General features: G+C 29.9%; 22 protein-coding genes and 2 tRNA genes. All 24 read right to left on the reverse strand.

Features of this window, described 5'->3' with window-relative positions; translation table 11 throughout:
* Window positions 1-99: 99 nt before the first annotated feature.
* A tRNA-Leu gene (locus BMY79_RS06405) sits at window positions 100-183 on the reverse strand.
* A gap of 39 nt (window positions 184-222) precedes the next feature.
* Window positions 223-304, reverse strand: a tRNA-Tyr gene (locus tag BMY79_RS06410).
* Window positions 305-823: 519 nt separating this feature from the next.
* Window positions 824-2,842, reverse strand: coding sequence for an ATP-dependent zinc metalloprotease FtsH (ftsH, locus tag BMY79_RS06415; protein ID WP_074730627.1), 2,019 nt, complete (start codon window positions 2,840-2,842; stop codon window positions 824-826).
* A 33-nt stretch (window positions 2,843-2,875) separates the two neighbouring features.
* Window positions 2,876-3,415, reverse strand: coding sequence for a hypoxanthine phosphoribosyltransferase (gene hpt / locus BMY79_RS06420; protein ID WP_027421695.1), 540 nt, complete (start codon window positions 3,413-3,415; stop codon window positions 2,876-2,878).
* A gap of 3 nt (window positions 3,416-3,418) precedes the next feature.
* Window positions 3,419-4,945, reverse strand: coding sequence for a tRNA lysidine(34) synthetase TilS (gene tilS / locus BMY79_RS06425; RefSeq protein WP_027430023.1), 1,527 nt, complete (start codon window positions 4,943-4,945; stop codon window positions 3,419-3,421).
* A 5-nt stretch (window positions 4,946-4,950) separates the two neighbouring features.
* Window positions 4,951-5,247 carry an FtsB family cell division protein gene (locus BMY79_RS06430; protein WP_022749440.1) on the reverse strand — a complete coding sequence of 99 codons (297 nt, stop codon included), beginning with the start codon at window positions 5,245-5,247 and terminating at the stop codon, window positions 4,951-4,953.
* A gap of 10 nt (window positions 5,248-5,257) precedes the next feature.
* Complete coding sequence (locus BMY79_RS06435) at window positions 5,258-5,497, reverse strand: RNA-binding S4 domain-containing protein (protein WP_022749442.1); 240 nt, start codon at window positions 5,495-5,497, stop codon at window positions 5,258-5,260.
* A 121-nt stretch (window positions 5,498-5,618) separates the two neighbouring features.
* Complete coding sequence (locus BMY79_RS06440) at window positions 5,619-5,894, reverse strand: HU family DNA-binding protein (protein ID WP_022749443.1); 276 nt, start codon at window positions 5,892-5,894, stop codon at window positions 5,619-5,621.
* 108 nt (window positions 5,895-6,002) lie between these two features.
* On the reverse strand, window positions 6,003-7,370 hold the full coding sequence (locus BMY79_RS06445; protein ID WP_074730628.1) for a hypothetical protein: 1,368 nt from the start codon (window positions 7,368-7,370) through the stop codon (window positions 6,003-6,005).
* A 30-nt stretch (window positions 7,371-7,400) separates the two neighbouring features.
* Window positions 7,401-8,732: a CCA tRNA nucleotidyltransferase gene (locus BMY79_RS06450; RefSeq protein ID WP_074730629.1), complete on the reverse strand. Its 1,332-nt coding sequence runs from the start codon at window positions 8,730-8,732 to the stop codon at window positions 7,401-7,403.
* A gap of 85 nt (window positions 8,733-8,817) precedes the next feature.
* Window positions 8,818-10,257, reverse strand: coding sequence for a proline--tRNA ligase (proS, locus tag BMY79_RS06455; protein ID WP_074730630.1), 1,440 nt, complete (start codon window positions 10,255-10,257; stop codon window positions 8,818-8,820).
* A gap of 188 nt (window positions 10,258-10,445) precedes the next feature.
* Window positions 10,446-11,084, reverse strand: a complete 639-nt coding sequence (locus tag BMY79_RS06460; protein ID WP_022749448.1) for a hypothetical protein — start codon at window positions 11,082-11,084, stop codon at window positions 10,446-10,448.
* Between the two features lie 10 nt (window positions 11,085-11,094).
* A complete protein-coding gene (locus BMY79_RS06465; RefSeq protein ID WP_022749450.1) occupies window positions 11,095-11,943 on the reverse strand; it encodes an ATP-binding cassette domain-containing protein in 849 nt (282 codons plus the stop codon).
* Window positions 11,944-12,053: 110 nt separating this feature from the next.
* Window positions 12,054-13,226, reverse strand: coding sequence for a hypothetical protein (locus tag BMY79_RS06470; protein WP_074730631.1), 1,173 nt, complete (start codon window positions 13,224-13,226; stop codon window positions 12,054-12,056).
* A 13-nt stretch (window positions 13,227-13,239) separates the two neighbouring features.
* On the reverse strand, window positions 13,240-13,950 hold the full coding sequence (locus BMY79_RS06475) for an ABC transporter ATP-binding protein (RefSeq protein WP_074730632.1): 711 nt from the start codon (window positions 13,948-13,950) through the stop codon (window positions 13,240-13,242).
* Between the two features lie 118 nt (window positions 13,951-14,068).
* Window positions 14,069-14,737, reverse strand: coding sequence for an RluA family pseudouridine synthase (locus BMY79_RS06480; protein WP_027421701.1), 669 nt, complete (start codon window positions 14,735-14,737; stop codon window positions 14,069-14,071).
* Between the two features lie 103 nt (window positions 14,738-14,840).
* The gene (locus BMY79_RS06485) at window positions 14,841-15,533 is read right to left on the reverse strand and encodes a response regulator transcription factor (RefSeq protein WP_022749456.1); all 693 of its coding nucleotides are present in this window, start codon (window positions 15,531-15,533) and stop codon (window positions 14,841-14,843) included.
* The gene (locus BMY79_RS06490; protein ID WP_022749458.1) at window positions 15,526-17,013 is read right to left on the reverse strand and encodes a sensor histidine kinase; all 1,488 of its coding nucleotides are present in this window, start codon (window positions 17,011-17,013) and stop codon (window positions 15,526-15,528) included. The genes BMY79_RS06485 and BMY79_RS06490 overlap by 8 nt, the downstream gene beginning before the upstream one ends.
* Before the next feature lie 194 nt (window positions 17,014-17,207).
* Window positions 17,208-18,329, reverse strand: a complete 1,122-nt coding sequence (locus tag BMY79_RS06495; protein WP_074730633.1) for a hypothetical protein — start codon at window positions 18,327-18,329, stop codon at window positions 17,208-17,210.
* The gene (locus BMY79_RS06500; RefSeq protein ID WP_022749461.1) at window positions 18,316-19,716 is read right to left on the reverse strand and encodes an efflux RND transporter periplasmic adaptor subunit; all 1,401 of its coding nucleotides are present in this window, start codon (window positions 19,714-19,716) and stop codon (window positions 18,316-18,318) included. The genes BMY79_RS06495 and BMY79_RS06500 overlap by 14 nt, the downstream gene beginning before the upstream one ends.
* A 47-nt stretch (window positions 19,717-19,763) precedes the next feature.
* Window positions 19,764-20,615 (reverse strand): carbohydrate ABC transporter permease, encoded by an 852-nt coding sequence (locus BMY79_RS06505; protein ID WP_027421704.1) that lies wholly within the window; start codon window positions 20,613-20,615, stop codon window positions 19,764-19,766.
* Window positions 20,605-21,459, reverse strand: a complete 855-nt coding sequence (locus tag BMY79_RS06510) for a carbohydrate ABC transporter permease (RefSeq protein WP_022749463.1) — start codon at window positions 21,457-21,459, stop codon at window positions 20,605-20,607. Before BMY79_RS06510 ends, BMY79_RS06505 begins: the two co-directional genes overlap by 11 nt.
* Window positions 21,449-22,381, reverse strand: coding sequence for an ATP-binding cassette domain-containing protein (locus BMY79_RS06515; RefSeq protein ID WP_074730634.1), 933 nt, complete (start codon window positions 22,379-22,381; stop codon window positions 21,449-21,451). The genes BMY79_RS06510 and BMY79_RS06515 overlap by 11 nt, the downstream gene beginning before the upstream one ends.
* Window positions 22,345-23,115: a cysteine peptidase family C39 domain-containing protein gene (locus BMY79_RS06520; protein WP_074730635.1), complete on the reverse strand. Its 771-nt coding sequence runs from the start codon at window positions 23,113-23,115 to the stop codon at window positions 22,345-22,347. The genes BMY79_RS06515 and BMY79_RS06520 overlap by 37 nt, the downstream gene beginning before the upstream one ends.
* Window position 23,116 lies beyond the last annotated feature (1 nt).

Genomic DNA, 23,116 nt, shown 5'->3' on the forward strand with positions numbered 1-23,116 from the left:
CAAGCCCTATTAGAAATTATTTTTTCTTAGGACTTGAGTTTTTTCTTTACTATTTAAGAATAAAAAAAATCCATAATCTTACGATTATGGATTAATTCATGCCGGCGACCGGAATCGAACCGGTACTGTGTCGCCACAACAGGATTTTAAGTCCTGCGCGTCTGCCAGTTCCGCCACGCCGGCACGGTATTTATATTTAACAAGAGAAGTTTGATAAAACAATGGGCAGTGGTGGATTCGAACCACCGAAGCAATTTGCAGCAGATTTACAGTCTGTCCCCTTTGGCCACTCGGGAAACTGCCCATTTGGTCATCAAGATTTCTCCTGACAAGATAGAAGTATATCACCTTTAGATATAAAATGCAAGTACTTTTTTTATTTTTTTTATATTTTTTTTAATTTTTTTATTTTTCAAAGTCTGTAGGCCTGTTTTCGACTATTATCAATCTTATAACTAATGGGATTTGCTCATAATATCCAGATTAACTATTACAATCCTCTTTTATTTTATTATAAAAAAAAGACAGCTTACGCTGCCTTTTAGGAGAAGGTATTTTTACTATGGGGTATAGCAAAAACTATATATAATGTATTGGGGGGTTTTTACAGTAATTATAATACCATCTTTAATGACAAAAGTGTCAACAAATTTCCACTTATTTTTCGTCTTTTTTTGTGCATAATCACTTTTTTTTCATCATTCTTTTACAAATATAAAAAAACATACTATTTTATTCTTCTTTTTATACAATTTACATAAATAAAGCCCAACTGACAAACAACACTTTGCCAATTGGGCTCTATATCTCATATTAATATATGTTAAGATCTTAGTAAATCATCAAATCCAGATACATCATAATCAGTATTATCTTTTGAAATATCATCTTTATCTGATTTATCTTTATCTGATTTATCTTTATCTACTTCTTCTTTCTTTAAATCAATCTTAAACATATCATCTGAATCTTTAAATTTCGCATCAACTACGTCATTATCAAATAATGCTTCAAATTCTTTTCTAGAAATCTTTTCTTTTTTCAAAAGAAGTTGAGCACACTTTTCGAGAACATCCATATTCTCATTTATAATCTGAACTGCACGTTCATGAGCTTTATCAATAATAACTTTTACTTCTCTGTCAATTTCCTCTGCAACACCCTCACTATAGCCTCTAGAACGTCCAAATTCATTGCCTATGAACACTTCTTCGTCATCATTGTCATAACAAACTAGTCCTAATTTATCAGACATACCAAAGCGTTTAATCATAGCTTTAGCCATTCGTGTGGCTTGTTTAATATCCTGAGAAGCGCCAGTAGTAATATCATCAAAAATAATTTCTTCTGCAACACGTCCACCTAAATCAACGATTATCTCTTGGAACATTTTGCCTTTTGTATTAAACATCTCATCTTTTTCAGGAAGTGGCATTGTATAGCCTGCTGCACCCTGTCCTGTTGGAATTATTGAAACCGAATAAACTGGTCCCACATCAGGAAGTAAATGAAATAAAATAGCATGTCCTGCTTCATGATAAGCTGTAATACGTTTTTCTTTTTCTGAAATAATTTTACTACGTTTTTCTTTTCCTAAGCCTACTTTAATAAAGGCTTTTTTGATATCTTCTTGCATGATAAAGGCTCTATCATATTTAGCTGCAAGAATTGCTGCCTCATTAAGCAAATTCTCTAAATCTGCTCCTGTAAAACCTGCTGTTGTCTGCGCGATTTGTTTTAAATCTACATCATCGCTCAATGGTTTATTCTTAGCGTGTACTTCAAGAATTTCTTCTCTTCCACCAACATCTGGACTTCCTACATAAACTTTTCTATCGAAACGACCTGGTCTCATAATAGCAGGATCTAAGATATCTACACGGTTAGTTGCTGCCATAACAATTATACCTTCATTAACACCAAAACCATCCATCTCAACGAGCATCTGGTTAAGTGTCTGTTCTCTTTCGTCATGACCACCACCCATTCCGGCTCCACGCTTACGTGCAACCGCATCAATTTCATCAATAAAAACAATACATGGTGCATTCTTTTTAGCATCTTCAAATAAATCTCTTACTCGAGAAGCACCTACACCGACAAACATTTCAACGAAATCTGAACCTGAAATGCTAAAAAATGGTACTCCAGCTTCTCCAGCAATGGCTTTTCCTAGTAATGTTTTACCTGTTCCAGGAGGTCCTACTAATAGGATTCCTTTTGGAATTCTAGCACCAAGTCTTGTATATTTCTTTGGTGCCCTCAAGAAATCTACTATTTCTTCAACTTCTTCTTTTTCCTCTTTTAAACCGGCAACATCGTTAAAAGTGATATGATTATTTTCTTTTGTCGAAAGTCTTGCACGGCTTTTTCCAAAATTCATCATTCGTCCACCACTATTATTATTTGCTGAATTACTATTTGACAACAAAACACCTACACAAATTATCAAGATGCCTACCAAAATTATTGGTAAATACTTAAATAGCATGTCTTCTTTTTTCACATCCGAAATATGATAGTTCTTAAAACCATACTCACTTATTATTTGCTGCTCAACATTGACATTAGAAGTATAAAGAACTCTATGCTCTCCGTTTTCAAAAGCGACTTCCACTTTTCCTGTAGGAACTTCTTCGTTTTGAACAATAGTAACCTCTTTTATAGTATTGTTTCTTGTAGCTTTGCCTTCTGTTGTATCTTTAATCTCTTTTACAAATTCTTCTCGTGTGTAAGTGTTAGTTACAGTACTATTTGACCACCAATACCAAATTCCAAACAATACAAACAACACTAGGAAATACACTCCAAGCCCTTGTAACCTACTCATTTTCTTATTCAACTTACCCCTCCTCCTTTACATTTATGGTTAAAATTAGTCTATATCTTCAATAAAACCAATATATGGTAAATTACGATATCTCTGATCAAAATCAAGACCATATCCTACCACAAACTTATCTGGAATAACAAATCCTGTATAATCTACATTTACATCATCAACAACACGTCTTTCTGGTTTGTCTAATAATGTGCAAAGTGTTAATGACTTTGGATTTCTACTCTCAAATAATTTTAATAAACGACTTAATGTATTACCTGAATCTATAATATCCTCAACAATAATTACATTTTCACCTTCAACTGATTCTTCTAAATCTTTCTTTACATTTATAACACCTGAAGATTTTGTTGCAGCTCCATAACTAGAAACTGTCATAAAATCAATAGTCATTGGTAATTCAATTCTTTTTGCCAATTCTGTTGTAAAGAAAATAGAACCCTTCAAAATGCATACTAAATATACTGATTCACCTTTAAATTTCTCTGTGATTTCTGCTCCTATTTCAGCAATTCTTTTGTTTAATTGCTCTTCTGTTAAATAAACTGAAATATTGTGTTTAGTTGTATCCATTTTTTACTTTCCTCCGTTATATTGAATTTCAATAATACTTTCTGTCTTATCAGAAATTCTATATGAATATCCAATTCTCATTCCTACAATCCATATTATTTCTGAATCTTGTGTCAACAATGGAATGTGGTCTCTTTCACTAGCTAATACTTTTTCGTCAATAAAATATGATTTTAATTTCTTATGATGTCCATCTGAATCGCTAACAAAAAAATCGCCACTTTGTCTATTGCGAATTTGAAAGCCTTTTTTTATCTTATCATAATCTAAGTATTTAGTATACTTTTTTTTATTAAGATCACTGGAATTAACAGATGTATGAATTAAACGAAGCTTAAAATGACTTTTAGTACCATCATTCATAGAAATAATAAGTTCTTCTCCATCTTCTAACTCCTCAAGCTTTTTCAAAAAATCAGATTCTACATTTACATATTTCCTTATGCTTTTATAATCGACATTTTCACTGATTTCTTTCACATCATTTTTCAAAAAAACCTGTATCGTATCATAGTTTCTCATTGCTTGCAAATTATATGGCAACAAAATCTTGCGTCCCGACTGCTTATTAATCAAGTCATACACCGCTAAAACATGCTTATTTGTTATATCTTTTTTCTTTTTAGCACAAGAAATTATTACATTTCTAATTACTTCTTTTGCAATAGCAATATCACACTTTGACAACTTATTAATTTCAATGTTATAAACTTCTATTCCTTGATTAAGTTGATTTACAGAAACAATTTCCTTGTAATATTTGTCTACTTCATTTCTAAAATAATTACGAATTTCACGTAACTTATTAGCTGTTTCATTTATATGTAAAACTGCCTGTGAATTAATTTGGTTCAACTGGGGCAATATATTTTTTCTAATTCTATTTCTATCGTACTGAATATCACTATTCGTACAATCTATGCAAAAATCTTGATCATTTTTTTGCAAAAAATCCTCTATTTCGCCCCTACTTACGTTGAGCAATGGTCTAATATAATATATTTTATCTCCTATGTTTCGTATTGGTTCTATTCCACACACACCATCTATTCCAGTTCCTCTAGCCAACTGAAATAAAATAGTCTCCGCATTATCTTCTAAATGATGTGCAATCGCAATTTTAATTGTGGGACTTTTCTCTTTAGAATTATCGTGTAAAGAATCATGTTCTTTTGAAGCCGCTTTAGCAACTTTATGAAATTGTTCATATCTTAAAATTCTTGCTGCTTCTTCCTCTCCTAAGCCATGACTCTTTGCATAATTAATAACATCAACACGAAAAACATGACAGGGAACTTCTAGATTTTCACATAAGTTTTCCACAAATTTTGCATCCGCTAGACTTTGTTCTCCACGAATACCATGTTCGACGTGGACAACTTCTAATGAAAATCTGAATACTTCTTTTAATTCTCTTAACGTTAACAACAACGCCACTGAATCGGCACCGCCAGAAACAGCCGCAATTACTCTGTCATTTTTTTGTATTAATTTATTTTTGATGATAAAATCTTTTATTTTATTAATCATAAAAATTATTTGCTTTCTTCCTTAAAAATAATTTCATTATCGTTAGCTAATCCAAGTTTAGATTTTGCTGTGTTTTCTATGTACTCATTAGACTTAGTATATTCATCATACTTTTTAATTTGCTTTGTTCTTTGTTTTTCTTCTTTTATTTTCTTTTTTAAATTTTCTTGTTCTTGAACGTACTCTTTATTTTGTTTTTTTGCAGAGTAAATATTATATGACATAGCTCCTACAAAAAAAACTGCAATAATACCTGCAATAAAAAATATTTTAATATTTCTCACTCTTCGTCTAATTTTCATATTTTACCCCTTATACGTATTCAAACAAATCCTTTGCCTGTTCTTTTTTGGTTGTATCTTGAATATCTAGTACCCTTACCTTAACTGTTTTTTGTCCAAATGCAATTTCAATGATGTCACCAACTTTAACCTTAACTGACGCTTTCGCTGCTTTTCCATTAACCATAACTCTACCAGCATCGCATGCTTCGTTTGCTACCGTACGTCTTTTGATTAAACGTGACACTTTTAAAAATTTATCTAATCTCATTTATCTTCTCCTTAAGTATAACACTTTTTATAATTTATTCTCAAACAATTTCGTATATAGAAAAAAGTGGAACGCATTCTTTGCGTTCCACGATATTTCTATAATTTTAACACTCAAACAATTAGTTGTTAACTTGCTCTTTTAAACTTTTACCTGGTTTAAATTTAGGTGCTTTTGATGCTGGAATTTGCATCTCTTCTTTAGTCTGTGGGTTTCTACCGATTCTTGCAGCTCTTTCAACTACTTCAAATGTTCCAAAACCAACTAATTGAATTTTCTCACCTTTCTGTAATTCTTCAACTACAACTTCCTGAAATGCTCTTAAAGCGTTTTCAGCGTCTTTTTTAGACATCATAGCTTTATCAGCCATAGCTGCAACTAACTCTGTTCTGTTCATTGTTTTTTCCTCCTCTGAGTATTATATTTTATAGAGTCCCGCTCCTAAAATCTTTTACAAGAATATATATACTTGTTTTTATTACTTTTGTCAAGACTTATTTAACATTTAAGATATCCCCTTATTTCTAAGTAATTCACTTAATGTCTGCATGTATTCTTTCAATTGATCGGCCGTCATACTTTCATTACTTGAACTATTTTGATTTTTATTATTGTTTCCATTTTGGCCAATACTTCCAGTAGCATTATTTGAATTTGTCGAATTACTTCCTGGTGTATTAGTGTCTTGCCGTGAATTTTGTCGGTTTTCCCTTTGCGATTCTACTTCTTGGTGATTTTTAGGCAAGTTTGCTTGATTGTTTTGTTTTGCCGTTTGATCAATCGTTTCCATTGTTATCGCAACTGTTCCTTCTGGTGAATTGACATACAAAATCTTATTCATTGTCGTATATCCTGCTGCCATAACCTTTAATATATGTTTTCCATATCTTAACGAAATAGGATTAGCATAATCTACTTGCCGTCCATCTATAAAAATCATTGCATTTATAACATTTGGAGCAAATAATATTTTTCCATATGATGGACCAGGTCCCTTAATTTCATCTAAATCAACCTCTGTAGTTTTACCCCTGTTTATAACTATTTCCTTGCTTCCTCCCCAGCCATCATTAGCAACAGCAAGTAAATATTTTCCTTCTTGAACATCCATTGTTAAATCTTTTGTAATGTTAACAAAAGCTCTATTATCTAATTGTAAAAAACTACCTTCAAACAAACCTGTATTTTTTAACTTCAACGTACCATGCCCTGTTGTCACAACAATAGAATATATAGATTTTCCTTTACCCTCTAATGCTATCTCATCTTTTGAACTTATTTTATTTAGTTCTATCATTTCGTTTCCAGAAAAAACAATTAACCTATCATCATAGGTATATGTATCCTTTCCTACTGTTATCTGTCTTTTTTCTTCATTAAGACTAAATTTTTTAATCTTCGTATAATTCCATGTATTAGGTGATACGCTGATTTTTCCTACTTTTCCAACCTTACTAATAGAATCTAGGTTTATTATTTTTCCAGGTGTAATTTGGCCTAAAGATATATCGTTTCCATATTTATTAGTTATTTTAGTATCTGAACCAACATAATATTGATATTCGAGGTCATGTTTTCTGCTATAAACCTTGATTCCATTGCCTTCTGGATCCACTTCAACTACTATAAAATCCTCTTTATTGTTAGTCTTTTTATTATTTTTTTGTTTATTTTTTTGTTTATTGGAGTTATTTTCGTCTAAAAGATCTTCACTTTTTTCCTCTTCTTCTACTTCATCTGCTGAATAATATTCGACTCCTAATGATATTTCACGATCTTTTGATGGCCCACAACCACTCAAAAGACCTGAAATCATTAGAAAAAAGACACTTAATACCAAAACTTTAACTTTAATACGAGATTTTTCACTCATTATTATCCCCCTTTATTTAAGTTTTGTATCCTACTTCTGCAATTTTTTTACCATTTCAACTAATTTTTCTTTTTCATTTAACTCTGGTTCATCTAAAACTTTATTAAATAAGTTTCTTAACATTTCTCCAAGTTCTTTTCCTGGCCTAATTCCTAATTGAATTAAATCATTTCCATTAATTTTCATTTCTTTTAAAGAAACACACTGTTCTTTATCAATTATACTCTTATATGTATCGACATATTTTTCTAAATATACAATTTTTTTATCACGATTATACTCACTTTGTGCCAAACAATCTGCTTTTTGAACATCAAACAAATCAGGATAACACTCTAAACCATTATCATTCATTGCATGGCGAATACTTTTTTCATCTAAATTTGGTCTATCATCATGTGCTTTTATCAATTTTACAACTTGATTTATTGTTGCATTATCAAATTTTAAGCGCTTTAAGATTACTTTAGCCATCTTTGCACCTTCTTCTTGATGTCCTTTAAAATGATCTGCTCCATTAGCATCTGTTACTTTACATTTAGGTTTTGCCACATCATGAAGAAGCATTGTAATTCTCAATACTTTATCATTTTTTATATTTTGAAGTGCCTTTACTGAATGCTCGCCAACTGTGTACATATGATGTTTGCTATTTTGTTTTGTTTGCATCATTTCATCAAATTCTGGTAAAAATATTTTTGTAAGGCCCAATTCATATGCTGTTAATATTTCTTCAGGATGATCTGACACCAAAAGCTTAACCATTTCAACTTGTATTCTCTCTGCACTTACTTTTTGTATCGTTGGTGCTAATTCTTTTATTGCTTTTTTAGTTTCTTCATCTATAGAAAAACCTAATTGTGCTGCAAATCTTACCGCTCTTAACATTCTAAGTGCATCTTCGCTAAATCTTTCCATCGGATTTCCTACACAACGAATAATTTTTCTCTCTAAATCTAATTTTCCTTCAAATAAGTCAACTAAACCATCTTTTTCATTATATGCCATTGCATTAATTGTAAAATCTCTTCTTTTTAAATCTTCTTCTAATTTTGGAGTAAAAAATACATTCTTAGGATGTCTTGCGTCTTCATATTCGCCATCTATTCTATAAGTTGTAACTTCATAACCGATATGCTGATCCATAACTGTTACTGTTCCGTGCTCTATCCCTGTATCTATTGTATGAGGAAAAAGTGATTTTACTTCCTCTGGTTTAGCTGATGTTGTGATATCCCAATCTTGTGGACTTCTACTAAGAATAGTATCTCTCACACATCCACCTACAGCATATCCTTCATAGCCATTTTCTTCTAATACATTTATTATTTTTTTGACTGATTCTGGTAAATTTATTTTCACTTTTTCCTCCTAAAAATTTATATTTTTTCTTTAAAAAAGCCACCCTATAATCAAAATAGGATGGCTGTAGTTTTGTAATTAAATATTAGTATGCTTTGCCCCAATATACAAGTTTGTGAGCTGGTTTACCACAGCAAGCACATACTTCTGAAATTCTTTCTTGGTCTTTAAATGGCATACAACGGCTTGTTACTGATAACTCTTCTTTAATCTTATTCTCACAAGCTATATCTCCACACCACATTGCTCTAATAAATCCTGGTTTATTTTCAGCAACTTCTTTAAACTCTTCATAATTATGAGCATCCCAAATATGCGAATCTCTATGAGCTTTTGCTCTTTCAAACATATCTTTTTGAATTGCTTCAAGAATTTCTGGTACTCTTGTTTCAATTTCATCAAGTGAAACTTCGATTTTTTCTCTTGTGTCACGTCTTACAACTACACACTTATTATTTTCGATATCTTTTGGTCCAAGTTCGATTCTTACTGGAATACCGCGCATTTCTTGCTCAGAGAACTTCCAACCTGGTGTTTTATCTGAATCATCAATCTTGATTCTACAAACATTACTTAATCTTGAAACAACTTCGTTTGCTTTATCTAATACACCAGCTTTCTTCTGTTGAATTGGAATAACCATTGCCTGTACTGGTGCAATTCTTGGTGGCAACACAAGTCCTGAATCATCTCCGTGTACCATGATTAACGCACCGATAATACGTGTTGTCATTCCCCATGATGTCTGATATGCGTGATGTAATTTATTATCTTTATCTGTGTACTGAATTCCAAATGCTTTAGCAAAGCCATTTCCAAAGTTATGGCTTGTTCCTGATTGAAGTGCTTTACCATCATGCATTAATGCTTCTATAGTATATGTAGCTTCTGCACCTGCAAATTTTTCTTTTTCTGTTTTCTGTCCACGAACAACTGGAATTGCAAGAACTTCTTCACAGAAATTAGCATATAAATTAAGCATCTGTACTGTTCTTTCTTCTGCTTCTTCAGCTGTTGCATGTACTGTATGTCCTTCTTGCCATAAGAATTCTCTTGTACGAAGGAAAGGTCTTGTTTCTTTTTCCCATCTTACAACACTACACCATTGGTTATATACCTTTGGTAAATCTCTATATGATTGAATTAAATTCTTGTAAAAATCACAGAATAATGTCTCTGAAGTAGGTCTTACACATAATCTCTCTTGTAACTGATTTAATCCACCATGTGTTACCCACGCTACTTCTGGAGCAAATCCTTCTACGTGATCTTTTTCTTGCTCTAATAAACTTTCTGGAATAAAAATAGGCATATATACATTCTCTACGCCTGTTTCTTTAAATCTTCTATCTAATTCTTTTTGAATATTTTCCCAAATAGCATAGCCTGCGGGCTTGATGATCATACATCCTTTAACACTAGAATAATCAACTAACTCAGCCTTTTTTACAACGTCTGTATACCATTGTGCAAAATCTTCCTCCATGGAAGTTATGGCTTCTACTAATTTTTTCTCTTTAGCCATGACAATCTCCTTTATATTTTATTTTCACCCGCATTATTGGGTAAACATATTATTTATAATGTACCTATTTATAGATAACATCTTTTATTTTATTTTATACATTTTAATATGTCAAGTGATTCAAACCTATTGTCTAAAATATACCTTGCTTTAAGACCTACTGTTAATTATCTAAAAAAACATCAAATTTAAACAACACTATATATTTTTTTTGCAATTAATCGATTGATTACACACAAAATTATAGATATTAAAACAGAGACTAATATATTTCTTAACATATCACTTTCTATTTTTACCTGTCTAAAAATGAAATCTTTTCCCATAAGTGCAACGTAACCTAGTATAAATGCTAGTAACTGACTTTTAGTTATTATTAAAACCATACTTGTAAATAGTACTACCATAGCTATTATACAAAAATAACTCAATAACTCACCTAAAGATTCTTTTGAACCAAGTTTTTGTTCTTGTGAAAAATGAAATATAATATCAAATATAAAATTTAACACATATAACGCAACAAAAAAGATTAATGTAATTCCAGTATTAACTAATACAATACGTTCTTTCTTTTCATATAACCATCTTATATTTTTTATAAAATTATTCTTTAGATATTTTCCCATTGAAATTATTAGGAAAATAATGGCACATATTTCTGCATTTCCAATTCTAAAAAAGATTAGATTGCGTTCAAATAATGACATTTTTACGTTTTCTTGATCCATAATATTTGAAATTTGTACCCATAAAAATATCAACATTATTATCCATGTCGACCAATTTTTTAATGTATTATATATTTGTGCTTTAACTACTCTCATCTTTTTTCTCCTACCCTATCATCTTAAAGAAATACTCTTCACAGGTAATTCTATTTTTATATGCTTCTGATACTTTGTAATTATTTTTAACCAAACATTCTATGACATCGCTTGTATCTATTTCATCACCAAAAATTTTGACAATGTTATTTTCGAGATTATATTTTTGAATTTTCAAATCTGTTAAAACGGGTAACACTCCATCTGTACGATCTAATTTTATAATCGTACAATTGACCAAGTCTTCGTGTAATTCTTCTTTTGTCTTAAAGCTTACAACTTTTCCTTCGTTCATAAAAATAAAATCATCACACACTTTTTCTAATTCTTCTAATATATGACTTGAAATAATAATACACATATTATATTTTTCTTTTAAATTCAAAAACAGATTTCTCATGTCCTTGATTCCTTCTGGATCTAAACCATTTATTGGTTCATCTAGTATGAGAACTTTAGGTTTACCAATTATAGCCATTGCTATTCCTAATCTTTGTCTCATTCCTAATGAATATGATTTTACTTTTCTTTTTGCAGCATGTTTTAATCCTACTGCATCAAGTAGATTATTTATTTCGCTATAATCAGCTCCTTCCATAATCGCCTTGATTTTAAGATTGTCAAAACCGCTTCTATCCTTAAATAGTCCAGGCTCTTCGATTAGAGCACCTATTGTGTCTTCTTTTTCAATAGTTCCTGATTTAGTATCAATAAGGCCTAGAATAGCTTTCATAAGAGTCGTTTTACCTGTTCCATTTTTTCCGATTATCCCATATATTTTTCCAGGCTCAAAATTAAGATTAATATTTTTTACTATTATTTTTTGTCCATATCCTACGGACACATCAGTCAATTTCATAGTTGCCTATACTCCTTTTCTAAAATAAATGTAATACACGTTTAAGTGTAAAATAAACAGCACCTACTGCTAAAAATCTTAAAAATCCTAACAATCTTTGTTTCATTTTATTATTTTTCATAAATAATTTCCTTCCATTTTTTGAATTTTTCTTGATTATTATTATAATATATAAATATCTTATGCTCTAATTTTGCTATTAATATTGCATTTAATTTACAAAACAAGAACGATATTGCATACAAAATAAGCACTTCCTTAGTGTTTAAATTTTGAGTAATCATTAAAGTGGTATCTAGGCACATCGTTGCTAACATACAAACTTTGAAAAAGAATTTTTTCTTTTCTTGCAAATACTTTTTTTCATCAAACTTTGCTAACACATATATCATATAATACTTGCTCTCTAGTTTGAAATTGCTTAATCCTAAAACTGTTATTATATTTATAATAAAAATGATTACTACAACTATTAAATTAAAAAAACATGGATTTTTTTTACTTAAAATAATTGGAATCATATAAAGCAAAACTGATGCTACAATGTATTTTACTGAATCAAAATCTCTTTTTATCAATAAAAAATCTTTTTTATAATGTGACACTTGATTGGTTTTTCGTATATCTATAACTATTTTCACAAAATATACTATTTCTAAACTTATAATCAAAAAATCTATTTTCGAACTAGTCATTTGCATACGAAACAATTTATAATCTACAGCATTTAGATAACTATAGAATAAAACAGAAGAAATAACCTCTTCTATAGAAACTAATATTGCTATTTCTTTATAAATATTCCTTTTCAAAATTTTTTTTAAAAACATTTCTAATAAAAACATTTCTACAAATCCTACGCTCGAAATTATGCACAATATCAGAGTATTATATGTATCCCATTCAATAATTATTGTCTCTAAAAATAGTCTACTTATTATAAAAATTACTATATTCGTAATTATTATATTCTTCAAAAAGTAATACGAATATATGCTTTTCTTTTCTATTCCTGCCATATAAAGCATTATTTCATCTTTTCTAAATAATACCTTTTTAAAAATTTGCATCGGGAAAAGTACTACCTCTGACAAAAAAACAATCATATAAATAAGATACATATTACTCATATTTATATTGATATATCTTCTTAAAAGATTCCTTAAAATTTCTGCTATTAGTATAAGAAACACCAACAATACGCCTACTGTTTCAATTGCGTACTTTTGCCTTCTTATTTCACTTGTATTTAATAACCAATTAGCTTTTAAAATTCTTCTCACTACTTTACCTCTACTAATTCTCCATCAAATAGTCTTTAAACATTTCTGTAAATGTCCTTTTTTCATTATTTTCTTCTATTGCAACTATTTTGCCTTTTTTTAAGAAAATAGCATCCGTACAAATATCATTAACGACATCTAAATCATGTGATGAAAATATTATCATTTTATTTTCTTTTTTAACAAATTTTCTCATCCATTCTTTCATATTAATTATGCTAACTGGATCTAAACCTGTAAAAGGTTCATCTAAAATTAAAATATCTGGATTATGTATCATAGATGACATTATAGAAATCTTTTGTTTCATTCCTTTAGAATATTCCTCTATTCTTTTATCCATCCTATCTTCAAGTTCAAACATTTTTATATATTCTGATGTCTTGTTATTTCCGTCGCATCCCGCACTTATATCATTATCATCGATATCGTATATGTAACTGACATACTGCAATTGTTCTCTACCAGTTAGTTTTTCTATTAGCATAGGTTCATCTGGAACATAGCCAATTTTATTTCTGTTCTCAAATAAATCTTCTTCTCCCATTTTTATTGATCCACTATCTTTTTTTTCAATTCCTAACATCACTTTTATAGTTGTTGATTTTCCTGCTCCATTTTTACCCAATAGTGCATAAATGCGATTCGATTCTAACTCTAATTTGGGGATTATTAATTCGAAATTATTTTTATATTTTTTTGTTACATTTTTTATAACTAACATGTTTACCTCTTTTTATATAGAGATGCCTAGGTTCATCTCTAATTATTTTTTTACGACATTATTTTACCCCAAAATAATAGAGTGCAATTTTTTGAATTACACCCTATTTAAAGTAACTCTATATTTGTTCTACAAATTCCTTAAAGATCTTATTTTGAGGTTTTATTTCAAAATGCATCTTTTCTTTTGTTCTTGGATGTTCAAAAGTCACCCTATATGAACAAAGCCCTGGTGTTCTAATTCCCTGAACTTTTCCATTTCCGTATTTTTGATCACCTAATAGTGGACACCCCATATGTGCCATCTGAACTCTTATTTGATGCTGTCTTCCGGTTTTTAACGAAACATCTATCATTGCGTGATTCCCTCTTGTATAAATCACGTTGTAAGCCAAAACTGCTTTTTTGGCATTTTTTCTTTCTTTACCAACAACAGTAGTCGTATTAGTTCTTTTATCTGTAAGCAGATAATCTGTTAATGTTCCCATTACACTCTCTGGAATCCCATCAGTTACTGCATAATAATGCTTGCCTATTCCGTGAGTTTTCATCTGTTCAGACAAATTCGCTGCTGCTGCTTTATTTTTTGCAAAAAGCATTAATCCTTCCACTGGTTGATCTAATCTATTAATTATCCCAATGTAGGTATCTTCATTTTTACTTGCTAAATAATTCCTCAGAAGGCTGTCCATGTCCTGTTGTCCTAATTTTGCAGTTTGTGTAGCTACTCCTGCTGGTTTATAACAAACAATTATGTCTTCATCTTCATGTATTATATTTAATTCCATGTTAAGCCTCCTATTCTTTTCTAGCATTACTTTTTATTACTTTATATCATAATTTTTATTATACTAATTATAACTATACATCTTACTATTATTATAATACAAATTACATTCTAAATCGATAGCCAACTCCCCAAATTGTTTCTATATACTGTGGTTTTGCTGTATTTAATTCTACTTTTTCTCTAATTTTTTTAATATGTACTGTTACTGTTGCAATATCACCTACTGACTCCATGTCCCAAATTTCTTTAAACAACTCCTCTTTGGTAAAAACATGATTAGGATTGCTTGCCAAAAAAGCTAACAAATCAAACTCTTTGGTCGTAAATTGTCTTTCTTCGTTATTTACCCATACTCTTCTAGCTGTTTTATCAATCCTAATTCCACGAATTTCAATAGTATCATTTCCAAATTGTGGTGTACTTCCTATTAATCTTTGATATCTTGCTAGATGAGCTTTAACTCTTGCAACTAACTCACTTGGTGAAAATGGTTTAGTTATATAATCATCAGCACCTAACCCTAAACCTCTTATTTTATCAATATCATCTTTTTTTGCCGAAACCATAATGATTGGTGTATTCTTTTGATTTCTTATCTCCTTGCACATTTCAAACCCATCGATTCCTGGCAACATAAGATCTAATATAAATAAATCATAGTCTTCTGCTAATGCTCTTGCAAGACCGTTAGTTCCATCATTTTCAATTTCTACATCAAAGCCACTTAATTCTAAATAATCTCTTTCTAAATCAGCAATCGTTGCTTCATCTTCCACGATTAAAATCTTATTCATCTTGCACCTCCTGATATTTTCGAATTATAAAGTACATGGTGGTACCATAGCCTTCTTTACTAATAACCCATATTCGACCACCATGATCTTCTACTATTTTTTTTACAATCGAAAGTCCTATTCCACTTCCTCCTGTAGCTGAATTTCTTGAAGCATCTGCCCTATAAAATCTATCAAAAACGTATGGCAAATCTTTTTGCGCAATTCCTTTACCGTTGTCTTCTATTTCTGTTTGTATAAAGTCGCCAACATCTTTTACTCTAATATTCAAAAAACCACTTGCTTTATCCATATATTTAACCGAATTTCCCACAATATTGTTAATTACTCTATTCAATTGTTCTGGATCAGCCACAATTACAGCATCATCATCTGCATAGTTGTAATATGCTAATCCCATCCCTCTATTTTCAAGGTCTAAACTTATTTCTTCAATGCAATCATTGTAATATTCCTTTACATTTAATTTAGCAAAATTATATGGAATTCTATTATTATCTATCTTCGAATATAATGTAAGTTCATTTATCAAAGCGTCCATGTCATTTGCTTTGTTATAAATGGTTTTTATATATTTTTCCACTTTTTCAGGTGAATTAGCGACTCCATCTATAATACCTTCTGCATAGCCTTTTACCGCAGTAATTGGAGTCTTTAAATCATGTGCAATGTTACTAATAAGTGCCCTATTCTCTTTTTCATCATTTACTTTATCTTGTGCATTTGCTTTTAATTTTTTTCTAATCTGATCTAATGCATCATTTAATTTAGCTATTTCATCATCTTTCTCTTTAAAATATTTTGCTTCATAATCTAAATTACCATCTTTTATACTCTCCGCAACTTCACGTGTTTTTTCTATTGGATATACAAAACTAACATATATCCATGAAGTCACAAGAATTGCTGTCACTATAAAAATAAACAACATACTTATAAACGTTGTCATCATCATATCTGCTCTTTGCGGCACCGATGCATTAAGTTCTGTAACAACATATACTGAAATTATTCCTTCATCAAATTTCTCTTTTATTATCTGCCTAATTAGATACTTTTTTTCTCCTCTTATCAAGGTGGCAAGATACACTGCACTATTATCCACATCATTTTTCGAAACTATATCTAAAACATTATCTACATCTTTTTTTCCAACATATACTATCTTACTTCTTTTTTTTATCACTAGGAAGGAATTGTCTTTTCTTAATTTAGCATTTACTTGATTCAAATATTCCTTTTTTCCTATTTTATCAACATTCTCATTGATATTTTTTTTTGCAAACTCATAATCTTTTGTCATGTATTTTTCAAAATACGTAATCGTATCGTATACATCAGGAGCTTTATCCATTTCAAATTTTTCGCTTAAATCTTTAATCTGCACATACGTATATATGCTCGTAACAACAAACACTAACGTAATTGGCACAATAACCATTAGTAAAAATGCTACGGTAAGTTTCTTCCTCACTTTCATATCTTTCCTTCCTCTCATAATAAGGAATTTCTTATAGTATATTTATCGTATTTTTTACGTAACGCTTTAACATTATAAAATAAAAATTAATTTTTTATTAAATTTATTTATTCAATTATAAAATCATCTTTTCATAGATCTACCATGCTTCTTTGCATAAGAGCTAACATTTGTTTTTATATTAAAAAAGACCATCAACGAGTGATGATCTTAGTTCCAACTAACACAAACATCATAATAAACACATACTTTAAATCATACATGCACGATTTAAATGCTTCTATTATTTGATATTGGTTATCTAATTTACTTATTAATTCAAAATGTTTCCAGGTTACTATTTCTTGCCACGCTAATTCTTTAAAAAACACAAAATCAGACCATTGCGTTGGCAAAAAATCTCTTGGAATAATGATGCTTCTAAACGTAATCAAGCATACTATAACTATTAAAACTGTAACTATTTTTATATACCACCCATTAAAATCAGGAGTTTTATCAAATACATCCCATTCTCTAATAGGTGTCTTTTGAATTAGTTTATATCCCTTATGATTCAACCACTTACACAATCTGATAATCTGAATCTTTTTATATTTACATATGAAAAGTATTAATAATAACATCTGTAATAATACAACCATTTTTATTAAACTATCTGCATAAAAATACAATCTTTCATACATATATCTTTCTTTTTCCATAGAAAATGAAATCATATCTGCCTGAGTTCCTTCTTCTACGGATATAGCATATGGTTTATATGCCGTACCATATTTTAAAACCTGCTCTTTTGCTTCCTTTGATTTCTCATTTACTTCTGCAAAAATTCCCTCATCAACATCTTTTGCTACATCAGAAACAATATACTCTACTCCATTGATTTGGAGTTTTATTCCTTTTGCATTAAAAGTTCCTAAAAGATCAAAAGCTGTCTTTTTTCCTAAAATGCAACAATTATTATCATCTTTATACAATTCCACATCAGAATTAACTATATTTTTACTATTACCACAAAAGTAAATAACTTTTTGATTATTAGTTGTCTCTATTCCTTCTACTTTAACTGATTTATAACCCGAATCTCCCCAAAAAGTATATTTGGGTAATTCAGTTTTTTTCAATGACTTTAAATTATTACTGACCTGTTCCGGAGATAAAGGCATATCCTCATATGAGTAATCAATTCTATTCTTGACATTTCCTATATTGTTTCTTTGATTTATTGCAGATGCTTCCATAAAAAGCATTACAGCAATTATAAACGCTATCAAAATATGAATACTTCTAATGTATTTCATTTTACTTTTTATCAACTTTATCTCCCTCACTTATGGCCTTAGTTGCTGTTGTAACTATTGGTGTAACGTAGTCTAAATCGCCTGAAACAGCTACTTTATTCGCATTCTTGTCTAATACTTTAACATTTACCTTCTTTACAATATAAGATGATCCTAGAATAGTATCCTTCTCTTCTAAAACATAAACACAAAACTCTCCATTATCTTGTCGTAAAGCTGATCTGTCTAATACGTACTGATAACTTTTTGATGCCGCTTCAATTTTTGCTCTAACAGTATCTGAAATCTTTACGTCATCGCTTGTAGTCTCTAAAATTGCCACATAACTTGTTACACCACTTCCTTCTGGTATTCCTGCATCTGATGGCATATCACTTAGCTGACCACTAGCTCCAGAACTATCTGCACTACCAACATTATCACTACTATTAGTTGTCTTTGGTCCAACTGAAATCAATTCTGCCTTGATTCTTTTTTCTTTCGAATTATAAATTTTTATTTTGCCTTTTAAATTTAAAAGATTGTACTCTTGTTCATTTAAAGTGACCTCTATTTGCTTTGCCTCATTTTTACTAGCCATATGGATAAAAGCTTCAGCTGTTGTCATATTACCATTTTTTATGGAAACTTCTGTAATAATTCCATCTTCAGGAGCCTTTATCATTCCTCCATTTGAAACAACTTCATTTATTTTATTAAGCGCATCTTGTTTTTCTTCCAAATCACTTTTTTGTGTTCCTTCATCTTGCTGTGGAAGTGCAGCTTCATCTACTGCTTTTTTTGCATTATCAATTTCGATTTTTGCGTTATTGATTACATCATTATACTCTTGTTGCTTTTGTTTAATATCATCCTGCAAACTTTTCTTTGTTTCTGCAATTGATTTTGCATCATCATCTGTAGATGGTTTGTAATTATTTAATTGATTTTGAGAATCCATTAAATTTTGTTTTGCCTGAGCAATTTTCTGATTATTAGAATTCACAGCATTATCATAATCTGTCTTTGCCTGAGATGACTTCATACTATTGGTTGCCTTACTCACATCTAGGCTTGCTTTTGCTGCATTGTACTCATTTTGAGCTTTCTTTTGGAGTTCACTTATTGTTTTTTGATCAAATTCAATTAATGACTCCCCTTTACAAACTGTCTGCCCAACCTTACACTTCACTTTAGAAACTCTTAAATTTTCTATACTATATAAAGCAATATCTGACTCCGATTTTACATTACCTTGTTCTTCAAAATCATTATCTAAAGAGCCTTCATTAGCTGTAATTGTTTCTACTAAAGGTGTGCACAATGAACTTATCTGTCTTGATGCATAGGTACATAATGCTATTACTACTAATACTGTCAAAAAAAGTTTCTTTCTTTTTTTAGTAATCTTTTCTCCTATCATAATTTCTTCCTCTGTCTTGCTAACTTATGTTAATTACTCTGTTTTACTTATTTACTTTCTCCTAGCGAAGCAACTCCATTTTCCAATTCTTCCGAGAACTCTCTAAAGAGTGCTATACACGGAATGATCATTATTACTGATGCTCCAAATGCGTATCTTGCATTTGACAAATCTATCTTTGGCAAAAATAATGATAACGTCCATAAACTTTTTGTTTTTAAAAAAATCATTGGTTGTTCAACTATATTCCAATATTCAAGAAAATTTAAAATCATTGATGAAATAATTCCAGGTGTTGCAAGTGGAACAGCTATTTTAGTAAATATTGTAAAATCATTTGCACCATCAATTTCAGCCGCTTCAACTAAACTGTCTGGAATATTCTTGAATGAGCCTAGCATCAAAAAAACTGGAAACGATTGAAAAATACCAATCACTATAATACCGATTAAAGTATCTAGTAATCCTAATTTTTCCAACATTATATACTGTGGCAACATTACTGTCTGAAATGGTAAAAACATTATTATCAAATATAAAAATTCAACTATTTTCTTACCTTTAAATTTATATTTAGCCAATGCCCAAGCTGCCGGCATACCAACCACAACTTGTCCAACTGTAACACTTATTGCTACTTTCATTGAATTCCAAAAAGCCACAAAATACTCCGGGCTATCAAAAAGTACTTTTATATATGCTTTAAATGAAATTTCTATTGGAAAAATAATCCAACTTGTATAAGAGTTTTTTTCTTCTCCTAATGGTCCTAAACAATGTAGTAACGTTGTATCTGTCATACATGCGCCTACAAAAAGTAATATTATTGGCATCATGCAAAACAACATTAGAATTAACATTATACAGTTAACCATTATATTCAATTTTTTATTTTTCATAATTAACTGCTCCTAATTTCTTTACAAATAATGCAAGAAGTGTAATAACTATTAAATTAATAGTTGCCGCTGTTGCCATCTTATTTATCTCCAATTCTCTGAACCAATTGTTAAATAAATGTTGCAACATATATATTCCATCTGCAGGATAATCGCCTGCAATTAAATATGCTTCCCTATAAATTTTAAATGTATTAATCACTCCTAGGATTATTTGAAGTACAATTGTTGGGATAATATTTGGCAAAGTTATATACCAAAATTTAGCATAACGTCCTGCTCCATCAATATCTGCTGCTTCATATATTTCCTCCGGAACTGCCAAAAGTCCAACCAACCATATAATTGTACAGTAACCTAAATTTTTCCATATAAAGCTTAAAATTAATACATAAAATGAAGCGTCCGTAGTTAACCATTGTACTCCTGAAATGCCAAAAATATGTAAGAAACCATTAACAAATCCCTTACTATCAAAAAGGAACCTCCAAACAATAATTAATGATACTACAGGTATTGTCATTGGTAGTAACAATACCTGTTTTAATTGTTTTTCTAGCCATACGTTATCTACTATTTTTACCGCAATCCATAAAGAAAGCATCAAAATAATTGGCACACCTAAAAAAATAAATCTTATTGTATTTACAGCTGCAAGTTTAAATGCTTCATTATTAAATACTTCTATATAATTATTTATACCCACAAATTCAGAGCCTTCACAATTAACAAATGATCTTCTTACAACATCAAGCAATGGATATATGTAAAAAATACACACTCCTATAAAACTTGGTATTAAGAAAAACCATGCTTTTGAAATTTTGCTTTTCTTATTTTTCATTTCTTACTCCATCTAGCTTAATTATACTGTCACACATATTTGAAAGTTCTTTGTTATGTAAAATAAAAATTGTTGTTTTATTTTTACGATATTCTTTTATGAATTTAATAATACTTTTGCTACTTACCTCATCTATATTACTAGTTCCCTCATCAATTATCAAAATATCAGGATTTTTTAACAATCCTCTTGCTAAAATTATTTTTTGTCTTTGTCCTCCTGATAATTGTGCGCCGTTTTCCCCTAGCATTGTATTATCTCCATCATCTAAAGACTCAACAATTTCATCAATCTGGCACATACTACACACATTATTATATATTTTTTTATCTATATCATTTTCAAGAGTTATGTTATCCTTTATAGTTCCATACAACAATCTTGAATTTTGTGATATATAATATATATGATTACGAATTTCTCTTAAATTCATTTCATATATCGATGTCCCACATACCTTAATATCACCTTGATTACATTTATAAAAACCCACCAATAATTTTGCTAGTGTTGTCTTCCCACAACCACTCTTTCCAACTATTGCGGTAGTAATTCCTTGCTTAATAAAAAAGGTTTTATTCTCAAAAACTATTTTATTGTTATATTCAAAACAAAGGTTTTTAAACTCTATATCTCCATCTTTAAATCTAATTTCTTTTGTATGATTCCACTCTTCTTCTTCATTTTCAATATTTAATATATCATCTAATCTTGCAAATGAAACGACTGAATCCTGTAAACTTAGTTGAATTCTAACAAAAGAAACCACTGGTTCAACAAAATAACCTTCTACAGAAATAAATAATAAAAGTGTTCCAACAGTTAATTCTCCGTTAATAATACTGTTCATACCAATTGCCAACATAGCAATTGCAATCACATTATCTAGAATATCAACAACAAATGAATAAGAATTAAACAAAGTAAAGTTATACTAATCTTATATAGTATAAAAATACTTATAATCATCACAACAAATTCTATTATAATGTTAAAGATTTCGTAAAAAATCAAATTTGAAATACTTTCTATTTCTTCAAATCTAGACAATATTTCTCCTGTTCTATAATTATCCAACATTTTAATTGGCGCACTCATAATTTTTGTTATAAATTTATTCTGAAGATTAACACCAATTTTTTTTGCCATATTCGCCGAAACTCTGTCTCTGAGCATTTTACACAAACTCATAATAACATACATAATTCCAAGCCCGATTAATGTTATAAAAAACATATCAGTTTTTCTATCATAAATGTATGAATCCATTATATCTTGGTATGCAAATGCTACTACATATTGCAAAACCATAATAATTATAGCTAGTACCGTAGAAATTACAAACACCTTTTTTCTTGTTATTTTCCTCACTACAATAAAATGGCAAAAATTGTTTTCTGAAATTCCATGTGCAATAAAAGGGCCACATATTTCTTCCTCTAACAATTCTTCGAAACTACCTTCTAATGGTTCAGTTTCAAATCCATATTTTTTAGCGACTCTACAAATATCATAAATACTTACGCCACTTGTTGTCACCTGAAAACTTTTTCTAAAATTGGAAAGTCTATCTCTTATGCCCCAATATTTACATATTGAGGCAAAAGCTGCGACTCCACAATCCTTTTCATCATGTTGTCTCACTCCAAAAAACATA

Origin of the sequence: Lachnobacterium bovis (genome assembly GCF_900111325.1) — a bacterium.
GTDB lineage: Bacteria > Bacillota > Clostridia > Lachnospirales > Lachnospiraceae > Roseburia > Roseburia bovis_A.

Excerpts from the sequence above, each read along its gene's own strand:
- BMY79_RS06430 (WP_022749440.1), bottom strand. The coding sequence starts at position 5,247 with ATGAAAATTAGACGAAGAGTGAGAAATATTAAAATATTTTTTATTGCA.
- proS (WP_074730630.1), bottom strand. The coding sequence starts at position 10,257 with ATGGCTAAAGAGAAAAAATTAGTAGAAGCCATAACTTCCATGGAGGAA.
- BMY79_RS06465 (WP_022749450.1), bottom strand. The coding sequence starts at position 11,943 with ATGAAATTGACTGATGTGTCCGTAGGATATGGACAAAAAATAATAGTA.
- BMY79_RS06500 (WP_022749461.1), bottom strand. The coding sequence starts at position 19,716 with ATGATAGGAGAAAAGATTACTAAAAAAAGAAAGAAACTTTTTTTGACA.
- BMY79_RS06460 (WP_022749448.1), bottom strand. The coding sequence starts at position 11,084 with ATGAGAGTAGTTAAAGCACAAATATATAATACATTAAAAAATTGGTCG.
- BMY79_RS06520 (WP_074730635.1), bottom strand. The coding sequence starts at position 23,115 with ATGTTTTTTGGAGTGAGACAACATGATGAAAAGGATTGTGGAGTCGCA.
- BMY79_RS06490 (WP_022749458.1), bottom strand. The coding sequence starts at position 17,013 with ATGAAAGTGAGGAAGAAACTTACCGTAGCATTTTTACTAATGGTTATT.
- BMY79_RS06485 (WP_022749456.1), bottom strand. The coding sequence starts at position 15,533 with ATGAATAAGATTTTAATCGTGGAAGATGAAGCAACGATTGCTGATTTA.
- BMY79_RS06505 (WP_027421704.1), bottom strand. The coding sequence starts at position 20,615 with ATGAAAAATAAAAAATTGAATATAATGGTTAACTGTATAATGTTAATT.
- BMY79_RS06510 (WP_022749463.1), bottom strand. The coding sequence starts at position 21,459 with ATGAAAAATAAGAAAAGCAAAATTTCAAAAGCATGGTTTTTCTTAATA.
- BMY79_RS06475 (WP_074730632.1), bottom strand. The coding sequence starts at position 13,950 with ATGTTAGTTATAAAAAATGTAACAAAAAAATATAAAAATAATTTCGAA.
- BMY79_RS06445 (WP_074730628.1), bottom strand. The coding sequence starts at position 7,370 with ATGAGTGAAAAATCTCGTATTAAAGTTAAAGTTTTGGTATTAAGTGTC.
- tilS (WP_027430023.1), bottom strand. The coding sequence starts at position 4,945 with ATGATTAATAAAATAAAAGATTTTATCATCAAAAATAAATTAATACAA.
- BMY79_RS06480 (WP_027421701.1), bottom strand. The coding sequence starts at position 14,737 with ATGGAATTAAATATAATACATGAAGATGAAGACATAATTGTTTGTTAT.
- hpt (WP_027421695.1), bottom strand. The coding sequence starts at position 3,415 with ATGGATACAACTAAACACAATATTTCAGTTTATTTAACAGAAGAGCAA.
- BMY79_RS06440 (WP_022749443.1), bottom strand. The coding sequence starts at position 5,894 with ATGAACAGAACAGAGTTAGTTGCAGCTATGGCTGATAAAGCTATGATG.
- BMY79_RS06435 (WP_022749442.1), bottom strand. The coding sequence starts at position 5,497 with ATGAGATTAGATAAATTTTTAAAAGTGTCACGTTTAATCAAAAGACGT.